17 protein-coding genes and 1 pseudogene are annotated in these 12,951 nt (G+C 60.7%); 11 read left to right on the top strand and 7 right to left on the bottom strand.

The window, feature by feature from the left end:
• Nucleotides 1–191 precede the first annotated feature (191 nt).
• The 10 genes and pseudogenes from N2A41_RS11670 to N2A41_RS11625 all read left to right on the top strand — a co-directional run bounded on the left by N2A41_RS11670 (nt 192) and on the right by N2A41_RS11625 (nt 7,311).
• Nucleotides 192–511, top strand: a pseudogene (locus tag N2A41_RS11670) (hypothetical protein).
• A 201-nt stretch (nt 512–712) separates the two neighbouring features.
• Nucleotides 713–1,678: an aliphatic sulfonate ABC transporter substrate-binding protein gene (locus N2A41_RS11665; RefSeq protein WP_260110989.1), complete on the top strand. Its 966-nt coding sequence runs from the start codon at nt 713–715 to the stop codon at nt 1,676–1,678.
• 370 nt (nt 1,679–2,048) lie between these two features.
• The gene (ssuD, locus tag N2A41_RS11660) at nt 2,049–3,239 is read left to right on the top strand and encodes an FMNH2-dependent alkanesulfonate monooxygenase (RefSeq protein ID WP_017964620.1); all 1,191 of its coding nucleotides are present in this window, start codon (nt 2,049–2,051) and stop codon (nt 3,237–3,239) included.
• Nucleotides 3,240–3,325: 86 nt separating this feature from the next.
• Entirely contained in the window at nt 3,326–4,162 is an 837-nt protein-coding gene (gene ssuC / locus N2A41_RS11655; RefSeq protein ID WP_260110988.1) for an aliphatic sulfonate ABC transporter permease SsuC, read from the top strand.
• A gap of 10 nt (nt 4,163–4,172) precedes the next feature.
• Entirely contained in the window at nt 4,173–5,000 is an 828-nt protein-coding gene (locus tag N2A41_RS11650) for an ABC transporter ATP-binding protein (protein ID WP_017964618.1), read from the top strand.
• A 250-nt stretch (nt 5,001–5,250) separates the two neighbouring features.
• Entirely contained in the window at nt 5,251–5,574 is a 324-nt protein-coding gene (locus N2A41_RS11645) for an ArsR/SmtB family transcription factor (protein ID WP_017964617.1), read from the top strand.
• A complete protein-coding gene (locus tag N2A41_RS11640) occupies nt 5,571–5,981 on the top strand; it encodes an SRPBCC family protein (RefSeq protein ID WP_017964616.1) in 411 nt (136 codons plus the stop codon). The genes N2A41_RS11645 and N2A41_RS11640 overlap by 4 nt, the downstream gene beginning before the upstream one ends.
• 57 nt (nt 5,982–6,038) lie before the next feature.
• Entirely contained in the window at nt 6,039–6,260 is a 222-nt protein-coding gene (locus N2A41_RS11635) for a hypothetical protein (protein WP_017964615.1), read from the top strand.
• Nucleotides 6,261–6,271: 11 nt separating this feature from the next.
• Nucleotides 6,272–6,742, top strand: coding sequence for a DUF1801 domain-containing protein (locus N2A41_RS11630; protein ID WP_017964614.1), 471 nt, complete (start codon nt 6,272–6,274; stop codon nt 6,740–6,742).
• A gap of 101 nt (nt 6,743–6,843) precedes the next feature.
• Nucleotides 6,844–7,311, top strand: coding sequence for a DUF1801 domain-containing protein (locus N2A41_RS11625; RefSeq protein WP_017964613.1), 468 nt, complete (start codon nt 6,844–6,846; stop codon nt 7,309–7,311).
• Nucleotides 7,312–7,365: 54 nt separating this feature from the next.
• Here N2A41_RS11625 and N2A41_RS11620 read toward each other — a convergent pair whose 3' ends face one another.
• The 4 genes from N2A41_RS11620 to N2A41_RS11605 form a co-directional block, all read right to left on the bottom strand.
• On the bottom strand, nt 7,366–7,842 hold the full coding sequence (locus tag N2A41_RS11620) for an SRPBCC family protein (protein WP_017964612.1): 477 nt from the start codon (nt 7,840–7,842) through the stop codon (nt 7,366–7,368).
• Entirely contained in the window at nt 7,839–8,180 is a 342-nt protein-coding gene (locus tag N2A41_RS11615) for an ArsR/SmtB family transcription factor (protein ID WP_260110987.1), read from the bottom strand. The genes N2A41_RS11620 and N2A41_RS11615 overlap by 4 nt, the downstream gene beginning before the upstream one ends.
• Entirely contained in the window at nt 8,177–8,863 is a 687-nt protein-coding gene (locus N2A41_RS11610) for a glutathione S-transferase family protein (protein ID WP_017964610.1), read from the bottom strand. The genes N2A41_RS11615 and N2A41_RS11610 overlap by 4 nt, the downstream gene beginning before the upstream one ends.
• Nucleotides 8,864–8,991: 128 nt before the next feature.
• Nucleotides 8,992–9,810: a class I SAM-dependent DNA methyltransferase gene (locus N2A41_RS11605; protein WP_026154181.1), complete on the bottom strand. Its 819-nt coding sequence runs from the start codon at nt 9,808–9,810 to the stop codon at nt 8,992–8,994.
• Between the two features lie 132 nt (nt 9,811–9,942).
• Here N2A41_RS11605 and N2A41_RS11600 point away from each other — a divergent pair, with 132 nt between their 5' ends.
• Complete coding sequence (locus N2A41_RS11600) at nt 9,943–10,668, top strand: DUF2270 domain-containing protein (protein ID WP_017964608.1); 726 nt, start codon at nt 9,943–9,945, stop codon at nt 10,666–10,668.
• A gap of 60 nt (nt 10,669–10,728) precedes the next feature.
• Here N2A41_RS11600 and N2A41_RS11595 read toward each other — a convergent pair whose 3' ends face one another.
• The 3 genes from N2A41_RS11595 to N2A41_RS11585 all read right to left on the bottom strand — a co-directional run bounded on the left by N2A41_RS11595 (nt 10,729) and on the right by N2A41_RS11585 (nt 12,849).
• The gene (locus N2A41_RS11595) at nt 10,729–10,995 is read right to left on the bottom strand and encodes an usg protein (RefSeq protein ID WP_017964607.1); all 267 of its coding nucleotides are present in this window, start codon (nt 10,993–10,995) and stop codon (nt 10,729–10,731) included.
• 220 nt (nt 10,996–11,215) lie between these two features.
• Complete coding sequence (locus tag N2A41_RS11590) at nt 11,216–12,046, bottom strand: ABC transporter permease (protein WP_017964606.1); 831 nt, start codon at nt 12,044–12,046, stop codon at nt 11,216–11,218.
• Nucleotides 12,043–12,849, bottom strand: a complete 807-nt coding sequence (locus tag N2A41_RS11585) for an ABC transporter permease (protein WP_017964605.1) — start codon at nt 12,847–12,849, stop codon at nt 12,043–12,045. Before N2A41_RS11585 ends, N2A41_RS11590 begins: the two co-directional genes overlap by 4 nt.
• Between the last annotated feature and the right edge of the window lie 102 nt (nt 12,850–12,951).

Genomic DNA, 12,951 nt, shown 5'->3' with positions numbered 1-12,951 from the left:
CTCAAGTGCAGGCCCGAGGATTAACCGAAACGGCGCGAGCAGAAAAGCCCGTGAAGACGGACTTCCTTGCGATTGACGCATATGAGGCTGGCTACCGTTGGCCGAGCCTAGATTGGAGGGAAGGCATTATGTTCCGGGGGTGACATGAGCGAATTCCGACGATCAAGCCACGGTGCAAAGGCCGCAACGGAATGCAGGCGATGCTTATTCCATCGCAGCAGATGGTCGCAAAGCAGATTCGATCGGCACCGGAAAGTGTCCTCACCGAAGTCGGCCTCCTCCGCCGCCGTCTTGCCGCTCAATATGGGGCGGACGCCTGTTGTCCGGTGACCGTGCAGCGGCAGTTGCGTGTGATCGCCGAGCTGTCCTTCGGCGCGCTGGAGAAGGGCGAGCCGGTTTCGACGGTTACGCCCTATTGGCGCATGATCGATCCCGCAAGCCTGCTTGCGAAGCGTCTTGCCGGCGGCCCACCTTCATCCGCGAGCGGCTGGCCGCGGAAGGTCGGGAGTGAGCCGGGATTGTCGGCAGTATAGGGGGACGCGCGAAAAAATTCCGCTCAAGGGCGATTTCCGGGCCGCAAAATTTCAGCAAGGGCGGAATCTTGCAAATAAAGTTGGCGATAAAAATTATAGATTTAATCATCATGGCATTCATCACTGACAGGGTCGACCAGCCGAAAACAGGCCCGGCACCACCAAAAAAGGGGAAAGTCATGATTTCACGTCGACAAACGCTCGGGCTTTTCGCAGCCGCTGCGACCACGGCAATCCTGCCGGCTGTCCGGCCGGCACGCGCTGCCGCCACCGAATTCCGTATCGGCTGGCAGAAGAACGGCGTGCTGGCGCTCGCCAAGCGTCGCAGCGCACTTGAAAAGCGGCTTGCCGATCACGGCATTACCGTCAGCTGGTCGGAATTCACCTCCGGCCCGCCGCTTCTCGAAGCGCTGGGCGCCGGCGCTCTCGATTTCGGCGCGACCGGCGATGTGCCGCCGCTCTTTGCCCAAGCGGCCGGCGGGCAGCTCTATTATGTCGGTCTCTACAAGGGCAGCCCGGCAGCCTCGGCTATCCTCGTGCGCAAGGATTCGTCCATCAAGACGCTTGAAGACCTCAAGGGTAAAAAGGTCGCTTTCAAGCGCGGCTCCAGCGCGCATAATGTAACCGTCAAGGTTTTGCGCAAGGCAGGCCTGAAGCCCGAAGACGTCGAGCAGCTCGATCTTTCGCCGCCGGATGCCGCCGCTGCGTTCAAGAATGGCAGCATCGACGCATGGTCGATCTGGGATCCTTATCTGGCGATTGCGGAAGCTGATCCGGAGACACGTATCCTAACGACCGCTGAAGGAATTGTCGATTCCTATAGCTTCTTCCTTGCCAATCGCGATTTCACCGATGCCAACGGGCAAGTGGTCGTCGACGTGATCGATGAGCTCGCCAAGGTCGGGAAGTCGGCACAGAGCAATCTCGACGAAACGGTCGAGGAGCTTTCCGAAATTACCGGCGTGCCGGCCGACGTGACGCGCGTGACATTGACGCGTAAGGGCGCCGATCTCGGCAGCGTCTCGACCATCACCGATGCCGCCGCCGCCTATCAGCAGGCACTCGCAGACGAATTCCATGGGCTCGGCATCCTGCCGAAGAAGCTCGCAACCGGCGATATCGTCTGGCGTCCCAAGGCGAGCTGATTTTCCGCCCGGTGCCAAGATTTCCGCGAGGCGGCATGGAGAGGGCCTCCATGCCGTTAAACCGGAAAAATATTCTCCAAAACGGATTACAATAGCAAATTGATATTGTCGATCTAATTACTGGTCTATGTCAGTATCCTCTCGATCGGAGCGGATACCGAAAAGTATCGGCCAGCCGCCATCCGATCGACAGGGACATTTCAGATGCTCACGCACAGTCAGACAGCCGGCCTTACTACAGCCTCCGCTACCACCACCATGATCCTCCCAAGCATCCGTGCGGCGGCGTCATGCGGGCAGACGGTCTGTGCGTCGTCACGTGCAGAGAGCCATCTCGACCGCGAATTCCGTAGCTAAAGGACCGTCTTCCATGACCACCACCTCCCAAACAGGCACATCTGAGCCCATCAATTTCCTCTGGTTCATCCCGACATCGGGCGACGGCACCTATCTCGGCTCCTCCGAGCTCAACCGCGCGCCGGAAATCGGTTACCTTACGCAGATCGCCCAGGCCGTCGACCGGCTCGGCTATTCCGGCGTGCTGCTGCCGACCGGGGTTGCCTGCGAGGAGTCCTTCGTGACGGCGGCAGCCCTTGCCGCCAAGACCGAGAAGCTGCAGTTCCTGGTGGCAATCCGCCCCGGCACGGCGTCGCCTGCCTATTACGCGCGTCTTGCAACGACGCTCGATCGTATCTCCAATGGCCGGCTGCTGCTCAACATCGTCGTCGGCGGCAGCCCGGCGGAGCTCGCCGGCGATGGCATCCATCTCGAGCATGACGAGCGCTACGCCCATGCCGAAGAGTTCTTCACCGTCTTTGAGGAACTGCTGGAAAAGGGAACGGCAAGCTTCGACGGCAAATACATCAAGGCGACCAATGCGCGTCTCGGCTTTCCCTCGGTGCAGAACCCGCGCCCGCCGCTCTATTTCGGCGGTTCGTCGGATGCCGGCATCGATTTCTCCGTCGGCCGTGTCGACAAGTACCTGACCTGGGGCGAGCCGCCGGCACAGGTTGCCGAGAAGATCGCCTACGTGCGCAAAGCCGCCGGCGAACGCGGCCGCGAGGTGAGCTTCGGTATTCGTCTGCACTTCATCGTGCGCGAAACCGATGATGAGGCATGGGAGGCCGCCGAGCGGCTGATCCGCCATCTCGACGACGATACGATCCGCGAGGCGCAGGAGCGCTTCGTCCACGAGTCCGACTCGGTCGGCCAGAAGCGTATGGCCGCCCTTCATGGCGGGCGCCGCGACAAGCTCGAAGTCTCGCCGAACCTCTGGGCCGGTGTCGGCCTGGTGCGTGCCGGTGCGGGCACGGCGCTTGTGGGATCGCCGAAGACGGTGGCTGCGCGCCTTCGCGAGTATCAGGAGATCGGCATCGATACGGTGATCGGCTCCGGCTATCCGCATCTCGAAGAGGCCTATCGCGTCGCCGAACTGCTTTTCCCCGAGCTCGGCATTACCCGCAACCAGCAGCGCCTTGGTTTCAACAACGAGTTCGGCCGCAAGCAAGTCTTCGCAGGCGGAAGCCATGGCGGCAATCTGAAAGTCGTCTCCGGCTCCTGATCTCGAACGAAGACGCAGAGCGTGACGCCGTCGCAAGCCGCTTAGGGCTTGCGACATCCTGCTCCCGATAAGCGCGAGGACAATGCATGTCGACTTTCGATACTCCCTTTATACGGTCGGTCACTTCCGAAAAGGCCGGGAAGGCGGGGTTCCGCCTGCCACTGCCCGGCCTGGAGAAGCTGACGCCCTATCTGGTGCCGGTGGCGACCGTGGCGTTCTGGCAGCTTGCCTCCTCGGCCGGCTGGATCTCGTCGCGCATCATGCCGTCGCCGGCCGATGTCGGCCTCGCCTTCTGGTCGACGACGGTTTCCGGCCAGTTGCCGAAGGACGTGCTGGTGAGCGCCGGCCGCGCCTTTGCCGGCCTTCTCGTCGGCGGTTCGATCGGCTTCCTGCTCGGTATCGCCAATGGCGTATCGCGTATTTCCGAGCAGCTGACGGATACCACGCTGCAGATGCTGCGCACCATTCCGCACCTGGCAATGATCCCGCTCGTCATCCTGTGGTTCGGGATCGGCGAAGAATCGAAGCTGTTTCTCACCTCGCTCGGCGTGCTCTTCCCCGTTTATCTCAACACCTATCACGGCGTGCGCAATGTCGATCGCGATCTGATCGAGATGGGCAAGGTCTATGGCATGGGCAACTGGACGCTCTTCCGCAAGGTGATCTTTCCAGGCGCGCTGCCGTCGATCTTCGTCGGCCTGAGATATGCGCTCGGCATTATGTGGCTGACGCTGATCGTATCGGAATCGATCGCAGCATCCTCAGGCATCGGCCACATGGCCAACAATGCCCGCGAATTCATGATGACTGATGTCGTCGTGCTCGCCCTCGTCATCTATGCCGTGCTCGGCAAGCTTGCCGATGTCATCGCCCGGATTCTTGAGAGGCGGCTGCTCGCCTGGAACCCGGTCTATCAGAAATAGGAGAGACGCCATGACATCGATCGCGCATGAGCGTTTTCACGCCGTCGCCGACGAGCCCGCTTATACGCGCGAAAGCGCGCCCGCGGGCGGTCGTAGTGCGCCCGCGGCGATCAGCCTGACGGGGCTTGAAAAGAGTTTTGGGGCCAACCGCGTGCTGCGCGGCATCAATCTGCTTATTCCGGCCGGCCAGTTCGTCGCCGTGATCGGCAAGAGCGGCTGCGGCAAGAGCACGCTGCTGCGCATCCTGATGGGCCTCGACGAGCCGAGTGCCGGCGCGTTGCATTTCGAGGATGCCGATGGCGCGCAGGTGAGGCCGAACGCGCGTATCGTCTTCCAGGAGCCGCGGCTGCTGCCCTGGCTCAGCGTCGCTGACAATGTCGTTGTCGGGCTCGGAGACGGCATCGACAACCGGGCTGCGGCGAAGGCGGCTGAGTCCGTGCTTGCCGAAGTCCAGCTCGGCGAAAAAACCGGGGAGTGGCCGGCGCGGCTCTCCGGCGGGCAGCGGCAGCGCGTGGCACTGGCGCGGGCGCTGGTGAGCCGGCCGGGCGTGCTGGCGCTCGACGAGCCGCTCGGCGCGCTGGATGCGCTGACGCGGATCAGCATGCAGGAACTCATCAACCGTGTCTGGCGCGAACTCGGCTTCACCGCCGTGCTCGTCACCCATGATGTCAGCGAGGCGGTGCATCTCGCCGACCGGGTCGTCGTGCTCGACGAGGGGCGGATCGCACTCGATCTTCCCATTCCCTATCCGCATCCGCGCCGGCACGGCCATCCTGGCCTTGCCGAGCTGGAGGGCCGACTGCTTGCCGCGATCCTCGGCACCGACAGCGGCGGTTGATCCCAAGGCTATTCGCGACGCTACATGACCTCGGCATAGACGAGGCGTGTCGGTACGAGCATGCATCACCAATGGCGAAGATGTATAGCCGCATGGGTATGAGGGAATCAGCCGTCTCTGTCGAGATGCGGCTGCGGCACGCGTCAAAATCAGCAACAATAGTTTCCCTAGCTCGCCCCACGTCCAGCTTGACACACTCATACCTTCATGGCTATACGTTAATCTATAGCCAACAGGATATGGATTGTAGATGTCGGACACCCAAGACGTGCTGTTCAGAACGCTCGCCGATCCGACCCGGAGGGGTCTTTTCGAACGGCTGTGCCGCGAAGGAGAAAAGACGGTCGGGGCTCTGACGGCTCGGGCCGGGGTCTCGCAACCGGTCGTCTCAAAACATCTCGGAATCCTGAAACAGGCCGGATTGGTGCGTGATCGTCACGAAGGTCGCCAGACGCATTACAGCGCGCAGCTCGGTGCGCTGGCGCCGCTGGTCGACTGGACAAGTGAGATGGCCGGCTTTTGGCAAAATCGATTTGACCAGCTGGAAGATCTACTGAAAAGGATGGACCAATGACCGAAATATCTACCGAGACTCGTTCCATCGTCGTCGAACGAGAAATCCCCTTTCCGCCGGAAAAGATCTGGCGCGCGCTCACCCAGCCACATCTGATCGCGGACTGGCTGATGAAGAACGACTTCGTGCCGGTCGTGGAACACCGTTTCAAGCTGAGCGCGGATTGGGGCTCTGTCGATTGCCAGGTCCTGGAAGTCGAGCCGAACAAAACCCTATCTTACACCTGGGCTGCCTATGATCTCGCGAGCGTCGTCACCTGGACTCTCACGCCCACAAGCGCGGGCACGCAGCTGCGTATGGAGCAGTCGGGCTTCCGACCGGATCAGCGGCAGGCCTACGGGGGCGCCAGGAGCGGGTGGGAGCGGTTCTTTGCAAATCTCGAGCAGGTCCTGGCGCGGATAGAGTGAGGCCGCGCCCAAACGGATCACGCCATCCGCTTCGTCTCGTTTTCGCAGGAGGCTCCGTTGAATTGGAATAACCGGCTTCGGCAGATCCACCGTTGGCTGTCCATTGCCTTTACGCTAGCCGTCATAATTAATATCATCGCGATGGTGCAGGAGAAATTATCCGTCTGGGTGGGGATCATGGCGCTGCTGCCGCTGACCTTGCTCCTGCTCACTGGTCTCTACTTGTTCGCGCTGCCGTATGCCACCAAGTGGCGCAGCGCGGGACGCAGCGGAGGGTAAGAGTGAAGGCAATGTCCGGGAAGACATCCAAGACCGCAGCGAAGGTTACGAAGAAGACAGCTGCCACGCCGGATACCGCTGGGCCGACCCTTCTCTCGGGCGGCAACCCTCAGATCGCCAAGGGCTACGGCGACGCTCCCGTGCAAGCCTACATCGCCGCCATGCCGGGCTGGAAAAGCGACATCGGGCATCGCCTCGATGCGCTCATCACGCGCACGGCGCCGGGGGTGTATAAGGCCGTGAAATGGAACTCGCCGCTCTATGGCATGGAAGGGCAGGGCTGGTTCCTCGGTGTCCATTGCTTCGCGAAATACATCAAACTCGCTTTCTTTCGTGGCACGTCGCTCAGTCCCATCCCGCCCGGCGAGTCGAAGCAAAAGGAAGTGCGTTACTTCCACATCCATGAGGAAGACCAACTCGACGAGGCTCAGCTCGCCGCCTGGGTGGAGCAAGCCAGCCAATTGCCCGGTGAACGAATGTAAGCGGATGCGTCGATTTAAAGCGTTAGAGCGTCCTTTGTGCGTCCAAAATGACGCACGGTGCTATAGGTCATCAGCACTTAAGGGATGGAGGAGCGATATTGATGAAGAAAGCCATGGCAACCATGAAGAAGAGCGGCACCAGCGAAGAGAAAGACGGAGACTCTCCTTCTCGTTTGATCGACGCGAGAATCGAGGAGTTGAGTGATTGGCGAGGCGAGACGCTCGCCCGGGTCCGAACTCTGATCCGGCAGGCCGAGCCCGACGTGATCGAGGAATGGAAGTGGAGAGGCGTTCCGGTCTGGGAGCACGCCGGCATCATCTGCACCGGCGAGACCTACAAAAGCGTGGTGAAGCTGACCTTCGCCAAAGGCGCATCGCTGGAGGACCCTTCAGGCCTCTTCAACTCCAGCCTTGACGGCAATACCAGGCGCGCCATCGACTTCCATGAGGGCGATGAGATCAACGAGCAGGCACTGAAGGCGCTCGTTTGCGCCGCCGCCGCACTCAACACATCAACGCGGGCTGCCGCTCGCCCCGCCGGCGCCCGAAAAAAACCTAGCAGCGCTTGAGTTTGGCAATATCGCCTGAAACGCGTCGCACCGAACTTGATTTGGCGACATGTGTCAGTGGATCGGGCTTTCCTCGCGCTCGAGGAAGAGTTGCAGATTGTCGAGGCCGATTTCGGTGCCCTGGAGGCGAGCGCCGTTGTCAGCGTAGCCGTCGAGGAAGACCACCTGTTCGATGAAGACCATTTTCGTGCCGCCGGGTTCGGCTTCAAAGGCGACGGTTGTCAGCGATGCGGAGATGCGGCTTTCCCCAAGCTTCATCTCATAGGCATAGATGATGCGGGCATCGGGCACGATATCGATGTAATGGGCATCATAGGCGTGCAGAAGGCCGTCAGTATCGGCGACGTAGTTCCGTTCCGTGCCACCGGGGCGGAAATCGAGCTCGTAGTCCAGCGGCACCCATTCGCCGTGGCAGGCGAACCATTGGCGTTTGGCCTCTGGCGCCGACCAGGCGCGGAAAACGCGGGCGACGGGCGCCTTCAGGTGACGCTCGATGACGAGAGTGGCGTGTTCGGCGGATGGTGTCGTCATTCGGGAAATGTCTCCGGTTCATCAGCAAGAAATTGGTCGAGGCGGTCGAAGGTGGTGGTCCATTGGATCTTTCGCTGTTCCACCCAGCGCTCCACGGTGGCAAGCGCGTCCTGCTGCAGGCGGTAGGTGCGCACGCGACCGGCCTTTTCGGAAAGGACAAGACCGCTTTCCTCCAACACCTGCAGATGTTTCAGCACCGTCGGCAGGGCAACGGCAAGCGGCGCCGCCAGTTCGGTGACGGAGGCGGGGCTGCGACCGAGCCGGTCGATCATACCGCGGCGGCTGCGGTCGGAGAGCGCGTGGAACATGCGGTCGAGATCCGCCTGGCTTTCGATCATCCGGCCGCATCCCGAAAGCGCGCCGGAAGCCTTTCCTTATAGGGATAGAATTTGAAGTAGGGGCGTGCCTCTTCCAGCACCCGTCGAAAGGATGGCCGGGCGAGCAGCCGATCGTAATAAGCATGAAGGTTTGGCTGCTCCGAAGTGAAGGGCATCAGCGTCTCGGCATAGAAGAGCGCTGGGGCCGCTGCGCAATCGGCCACGGTCAAGCCGTCGCCTGATATCCATTGCTTGTCGGCGAGCTGCTTTTCAATCATTGCATAGGCGGTGGCGAGTGTCGCCTTGGCGGCGGCCACTTCGGTTTCGTCTGCCGTGCCCTCGGGGCGCCGACGATTGCTGACCAGCGTCTGCATCGGTGCCTGGACATAGAGATCGAAGAAGCGGTCCCAGAGACGGACCTGCAGCGCCCGGTCGATCTCCAGCGGCAGCAGGCGAACGGGGCCGGGATAATATTGCTCGAGATATTCGATGATGATCGATGTCTCGGGAATGGTGCTGTCGCGCGCCTCGTCCCGCAGCAGCGGCATCTTGCCGATCGGCCAGAAGCGAAAGAGATCGGCGCGCGAGGCTTCGTCGGAAAGATCGACGATGCGATTGTCGAAAGGGGTAGCGTTTTCATAAAGCGCGATCAGCACTTTGTGGCAGAAGGAGGCGAGCGGATGCCCATAAAGCACGAGCGACATGCGGCGACCTTTCCTATCGTTGCGGTAAACTTTACCGATCGACTAACTATCTGGTCGCGACACATTTTGCAACAAATACTTCGCCAATCGTGCAAGTATTCCGTCAGCCAATATATCAGGTGTCGGCGTCAGCCAATATACCGGGCGATCACCAGATGGCCGGGTGTCGGCTGGCCGTCTTCCATGCGCACGTTGATATCCGATATTTCGACGAGTTCGAAACCCGTGGCCGTCAGGCGTTCTCTCACATAGGCGTCGGCATGGGAGAAGCGCTGGTGCGGGCCGACCATATAGGCGCGGCCGGCGAGTATTTCCTCGGGCAGGGTTTCCGAGGAGAAGATGAATAGGCCGCCCGGCGTCAGGTTCTCGGCGGCGCCGAAGAACAGCGGTTCGAGCGCGCCGAGATAGGGCAGCACATCGGTGGCGGCGATGATGTCGAAGGCTTCCTCGTCGTTGTCGTCGAGGAAATCTTCGACCTCGGCGACGAACAGCGTCTCGTAGAGATCCTTCTCATGGGCGATCTCGACCATCTTCTCCGATATGTCGATGCCGGTCATATCGGCGCAGAGGTCGCGTAGCGCGCCGCCGGTGAGGCCCGTGCCGCAGCCGAGATCGAGCAGCCGCTTGAACGGTCCAAGCTTCAGCGCCTGCAGGCGCTGGCGCACCAGCATCGGCACATGATAGCCGAGCTGCTCGACCAGCACGTCCTCGAAAACCTCGGCATGCTGGTCGAACAAGGTCTCGACATAGGCGTCGGGCGCTTTGACCGGCGTTTCGCCGCGGCCCATCGCGGCAATGCGCACGGCCGCACCGCCGTGATCGTCGGGATCGATTGCCAGGACTTCCTGATAGGCTGCAACGGCGGCATCGACATCGCCGGCCTTTTCCAGCGCCAGCGCGCGGTTATAGGCCTCGCCAAGAGCTTCTTCGTCGATCTTCTTTGCCATCGCAGTCCGTCGTCCTTTTGTTTCAGGCCGTCCTTTTGTTTCAGGCATGCGTCTAAGACGGCTTTCGATGTTTTGCAATGGCGCGATTGCGGGCGCAGAATAGCCGAAAAGAAGACCAAGGGAGGAAAGGCCATGAAAACGGAGCCAGAGAGGATATCATCGGCAAGGGAAGAAGATGCCGGCCGGGCATTCCTGCTGCCTAGTACACCAGGCGAGATCACCAACACGCTCAGCCATTATTACCGCGGTGAACTCGGGCGGATGACGAGCTGGCGCGACCGCATCGACCGGACGTCCAACTGGGCGATCACCGTGGTCGCCGCACTCCTCTCGGTGTCGCTGTCGACACCGACCTCGCATCACGGGGTGCTGCTGTTCGGGATGATGCTGGTGACCCTGCTTCTGATGATAGAGGCGCGGCGCTACCGCTTCTTCGATATCTATCGCGCCCGCATTCGCCAGATCGAGCGCTGCTATTTCGCGCAAATCCTGGCGCCCGATGCCAATGCCGGCAGCGAATGGGCGGTGGTGGTCGCCAGCAGCCTGCGCAAGCCGCGCTTCCTGCTCAGCTATCAAGAGGCGATGCACCGCCGGCTCAAACGCAATTACGGCTGGATGTATTTCATCCTGTTGCTCGCCTGGTGCCTGAAGATCTCGACGCCGAAACTGCAGACGGAAGGCATGCCGGCGTTGCAGGCGCAGTCATGGAGCTACGTCATCGACAATGCCGCACTCGGGCCGGTTCCCGGCCTTGCGGTCATTGCCATCGTCGTCGCCTTCTATCTCGGCATTCTCGGTTTCGCGCTTCGCCGGGATCGCGACGAAGGCGAATTCGGCCATGGCGAGGCGCATGTCTGACGCGGTCAGAACATATCGCCTGAACCGTTCATACTTTTCGGCATTATGCTCCAGAGCCGATCAGTGCAGGATGAACTCGCCCTTCAGTGCCCGCCACTCGGTTGGCGAGATCAGCTTGCGGTGGATGTAGCGCACCGAATGCAGTGGCCCGTCCAGCTTCTCTTCCCAGAATTTCAGGAAGCCGCGCATTTCGGGAAAGTCGGGGGCGAGGTCGTAATCCTGCCAGACATAAGTCTGCAGGATCACTGGGTGGTCCGGCAGATGATAGAGGATCTGGGCGGTCGTCAGACCATAGCCCTTCAGTTGTTTTTCCATGTCCTTGTGCATCGTATTCCACTTCTTCTTGTTCCCACTCGCGCGCTTATTAGCGCTAGATGATATGGAAACATGCGAGTGGTTAACGGAAGCTTTACAGATACTTCGTAAAAGGACAATTTATTTTTAATATCAATGGTTTGGCAGCAGCATTCCGAGAGTGCTGCCAACTGGCTCTTGTTTGATGAATGCCGTTGTCCCAAAGCCGCGACACAGTTTTCGGCGTCACGCATCAGCGCTTGAGATGCCGGGTCAGGCGGCGCTCGAACCAGGCCCAGAGATGACGCAAGGCCTCGACGATGGTGAGATAGAAGATCGCCGCCCAGAGATAAGTCTGGTAGTCGAAAGTGCGGGAGAAGGCATAGCGGGTTTCGCCCATCAAGTCGAGCACCGTGATAATGGCGACGACCGCCGAGCCCTTGATCAGAAGGATGATCTCGTTGCCGTAAGGGCGAAGTGCGACGATGAGAGCCTGCGGCAAAATGATCTTGCGGAAGGCGATGAACTTGTGGATGCCGAGAGCGGCGGCCGCCTCGTGCTGGCCATGCGACACGCTTTCGATGGCGCCGCGCAGGATTTCCGCCTGGTAGGCCGCGGTATTGATGGTCATGGCAAAGAGGCCACAATACCAGGCATCGCGGAAGAACCACCAGATACCGACGGACTCAAGCTGCGGCCGGAATACGCCGAGGCCGTAATAGACCAGGAACAGCTGGGCAAGCAGCGGCGTGCCGCGGAAGAAATAGATGTAGCCGTAGGCCAGCGCATTCAGCAGACGGTTCTTTGACATGCGCGCCACGGCAAGCGGCAGCGATAGGATGGCGCCGCAGATGACGGAAATGAAAACGAGGCTCAGCGTCACCCCGAGGCCGTGGAGGTAACGCGGCCCGTAGCGGATGAATTTTTCCGGATCCCAGCCATTGATGACGGAAATGACGAGAAGTGCTGCGAGCACAGCCCAGATGGCCACGAGAATATAGCCGGCCATGCGGGCCGGCGTCATCGGCTTCATCACCGCACGGGGCGCGGGCTGCGGTTGGATCAGCGTTTCGGCGTAGCTCATCGACGGATCTCCGAACGCTTGGCCCAACGCTCGACATAGACGAGCAGAAAGGAGGAGAGGATGGCGAGCACCAGATAGAGACAACAGGCCAGACCATAGAAAAAGAAGGGTTCTTTGGTCACCCGCACCGCGACGCTCGTCTGGCGCAGGATATCGGCAAGGCTGATGATCGAGACGTAGGAGGTGTCCTTCAGCAGCACCATCCAGAGGTTCGTCAGGCCCGGCAGCGCGATGCGCACGAGTTGTGGCAGGACGATGAGGCGTAGCGTACGGCCGCGATGCAGCCCAAGCGCGTCGCCTGCCTCATATTGACCCTTGGGAATGGCGCGGAAGGCCGATAGCAGTACTTCCGAACAGTAGGCGGAGAAGACGACCGAAAGCGCGATGACGCCGGCGAGGAAGGCGTTGATCTCGATCGGCGGCCCATAATAACCGACGAAGCTCAGCAGAGACTGGATCAGCATCTGCATGCCATAGTAAATGATGAAGAGCGTCAGAAGCTCCGGCAGGCCGCGGAAGATCGTCGTGTAGATGCCGGCCGCCAGCCGCAGCGGCTTTTCCTCCGACTGCTGGCCGAGCGCCACCAGGAAGCCGATGGCGAGGCCGATCGGCAGGGTGACGATCGCCACCGAAACGGTGACCTGCAGGCCAAGCGCGATCTCGTCGCCCCAGCCGGTATCGCCACAGGCAAGGATCGTCGACCGACCCAACCAAGTGAAGATGCCAACGGGTCCGCACAGCGGATCGAAAATGTGCACAATCCAGCTCCAGAAGGAGCCCAGCGCGGAAAATAATCCGCCCATGCGAGAATTCCCCTCACGGCTTTTGCCGTTTTGATCTTGCCATCTTTGTCAAACAAAAATGGCGGAAGAGCAAGCCTTCCGCCATTACCTTCATCGGCCAGA

The sequence above is a fragment of the Rhizobium sp. SRDI969 genome, from assembly GCF_025152725.1.
Lineage (GTDB): Bacteria > Pseudomonadota > Alphaproteobacteria > Rhizobiales > Rhizobiaceae > Rhizobium > Rhizobium leguminosarum_I.
Note: the sequence above shows the minus strand (reverse complement) of the source record. Positions and strands in the feature narration are given on the sequence as shown.

Bases quoted from the DNA above. Each gene is read 5' to 3' on its own strand.
- N2A41_RS11605 (WP_026154181.1), bottom strand. From the start codon at position 9,810: ATGGCAAAGAAGATCGACGAAGAAGCTCTTGGCGAGGCCTATAACCGC.
- ssuC (WP_260110988.1), top strand. From the start codon at position 3,326: ATGTCGACTTTCGATACTCCCTTTATACGGTCGGTCACTTCCGAAAAG.
- N2A41_RS11590 (WP_017964606.1), bottom strand. From the start codon at position 12,046: ATGAGCTACGCCGAAACGCTGATCCAACCGCAGCCCGCGCCCCGTGCG.
- N2A41_RS11615 (WP_260110987.1), bottom strand. From the start codon at position 8,180: ATGATCGAAAGCCAGGCGGATCTCGACCGCATGTTCCACGCGCTCTCC.
- N2A41_RS11640 (WP_017964616.1), top strand. From the start codon at position 5,571: ATGACCGAAATATCTACCGAGACTCGTTCCATCGTCGTCGAACGAGAA.
- N2A41_RS11665 (WP_260110989.1), top strand. From the start codon at position 713: ATGATTTCACGTCGACAAACGCTCGGGCTTTTCGCAGCCGCTGCGACC.
- N2A41_RS11645 (WP_017964617.1), top strand. From the start codon at position 5,251: ATGTCGGACACCCAAGACGTGCTGTTCAGAACGCTCGCCGATCCGACC.
- N2A41_RS11600 (WP_017964608.1), top strand. From the start codon at position 9,943: ATGAAAACGGAGCCAGAGAGGATATCATCGGCAAGGGAAGAAGATGCC.
- N2A41_RS11620 (WP_017964612.1), bottom strand. From the start codon at position 7,842: ATGACGACACCATCCGCCGAACACGCCACTCTCGTCATCGAGCGTCAC.
- N2A41_RS11585 (WP_017964605.1), bottom strand. From the start codon at position 12,849: ATGGGCGGATTATTTTCCGCGCTGGGCTCCTTCTGGAGCTGGATTGTG.
- ssuD (WP_017964620.1), top strand. From the start codon at position 2,049: ATGACCACCACCTCCCAAACAGGCACATCTGAGCCCATCAATTTCCTC.
- N2A41_RS11595 (WP_017964607.1), bottom strand. From the start codon at position 10,995: ATGCACAAGGACATGGAAAAACAACTGAAGGGCTATGGTCTGACGACC.
- N2A41_RS11625 (WP_017964613.1), top strand. From the start codon at position 6,844: ATGAAGAAAGCCATGGCAACCATGAAGAAGAGCGGCACCAGCGAAGAG.
- N2A41_RS11630 (WP_017964614.1), top strand. From the start codon at position 6,272: ATGTCCGGGAAGACATCCAAGACCGCAGCGAAGGTTACGAAGAAGACA.
- N2A41_RS11610 (WP_017964610.1), bottom strand. From the start codon at position 8,863: ATGTCGCTCGTGCTTTATGGGCATCCGCTCGCCTCCTTCTGCCACAAA.
- N2A41_RS11650 (WP_017964618.1), top strand. From the start codon at position 4,173: ATGACATCGATCGCGCATGAGCGTTTTCACGCCGTCGCCGACGAGCCC.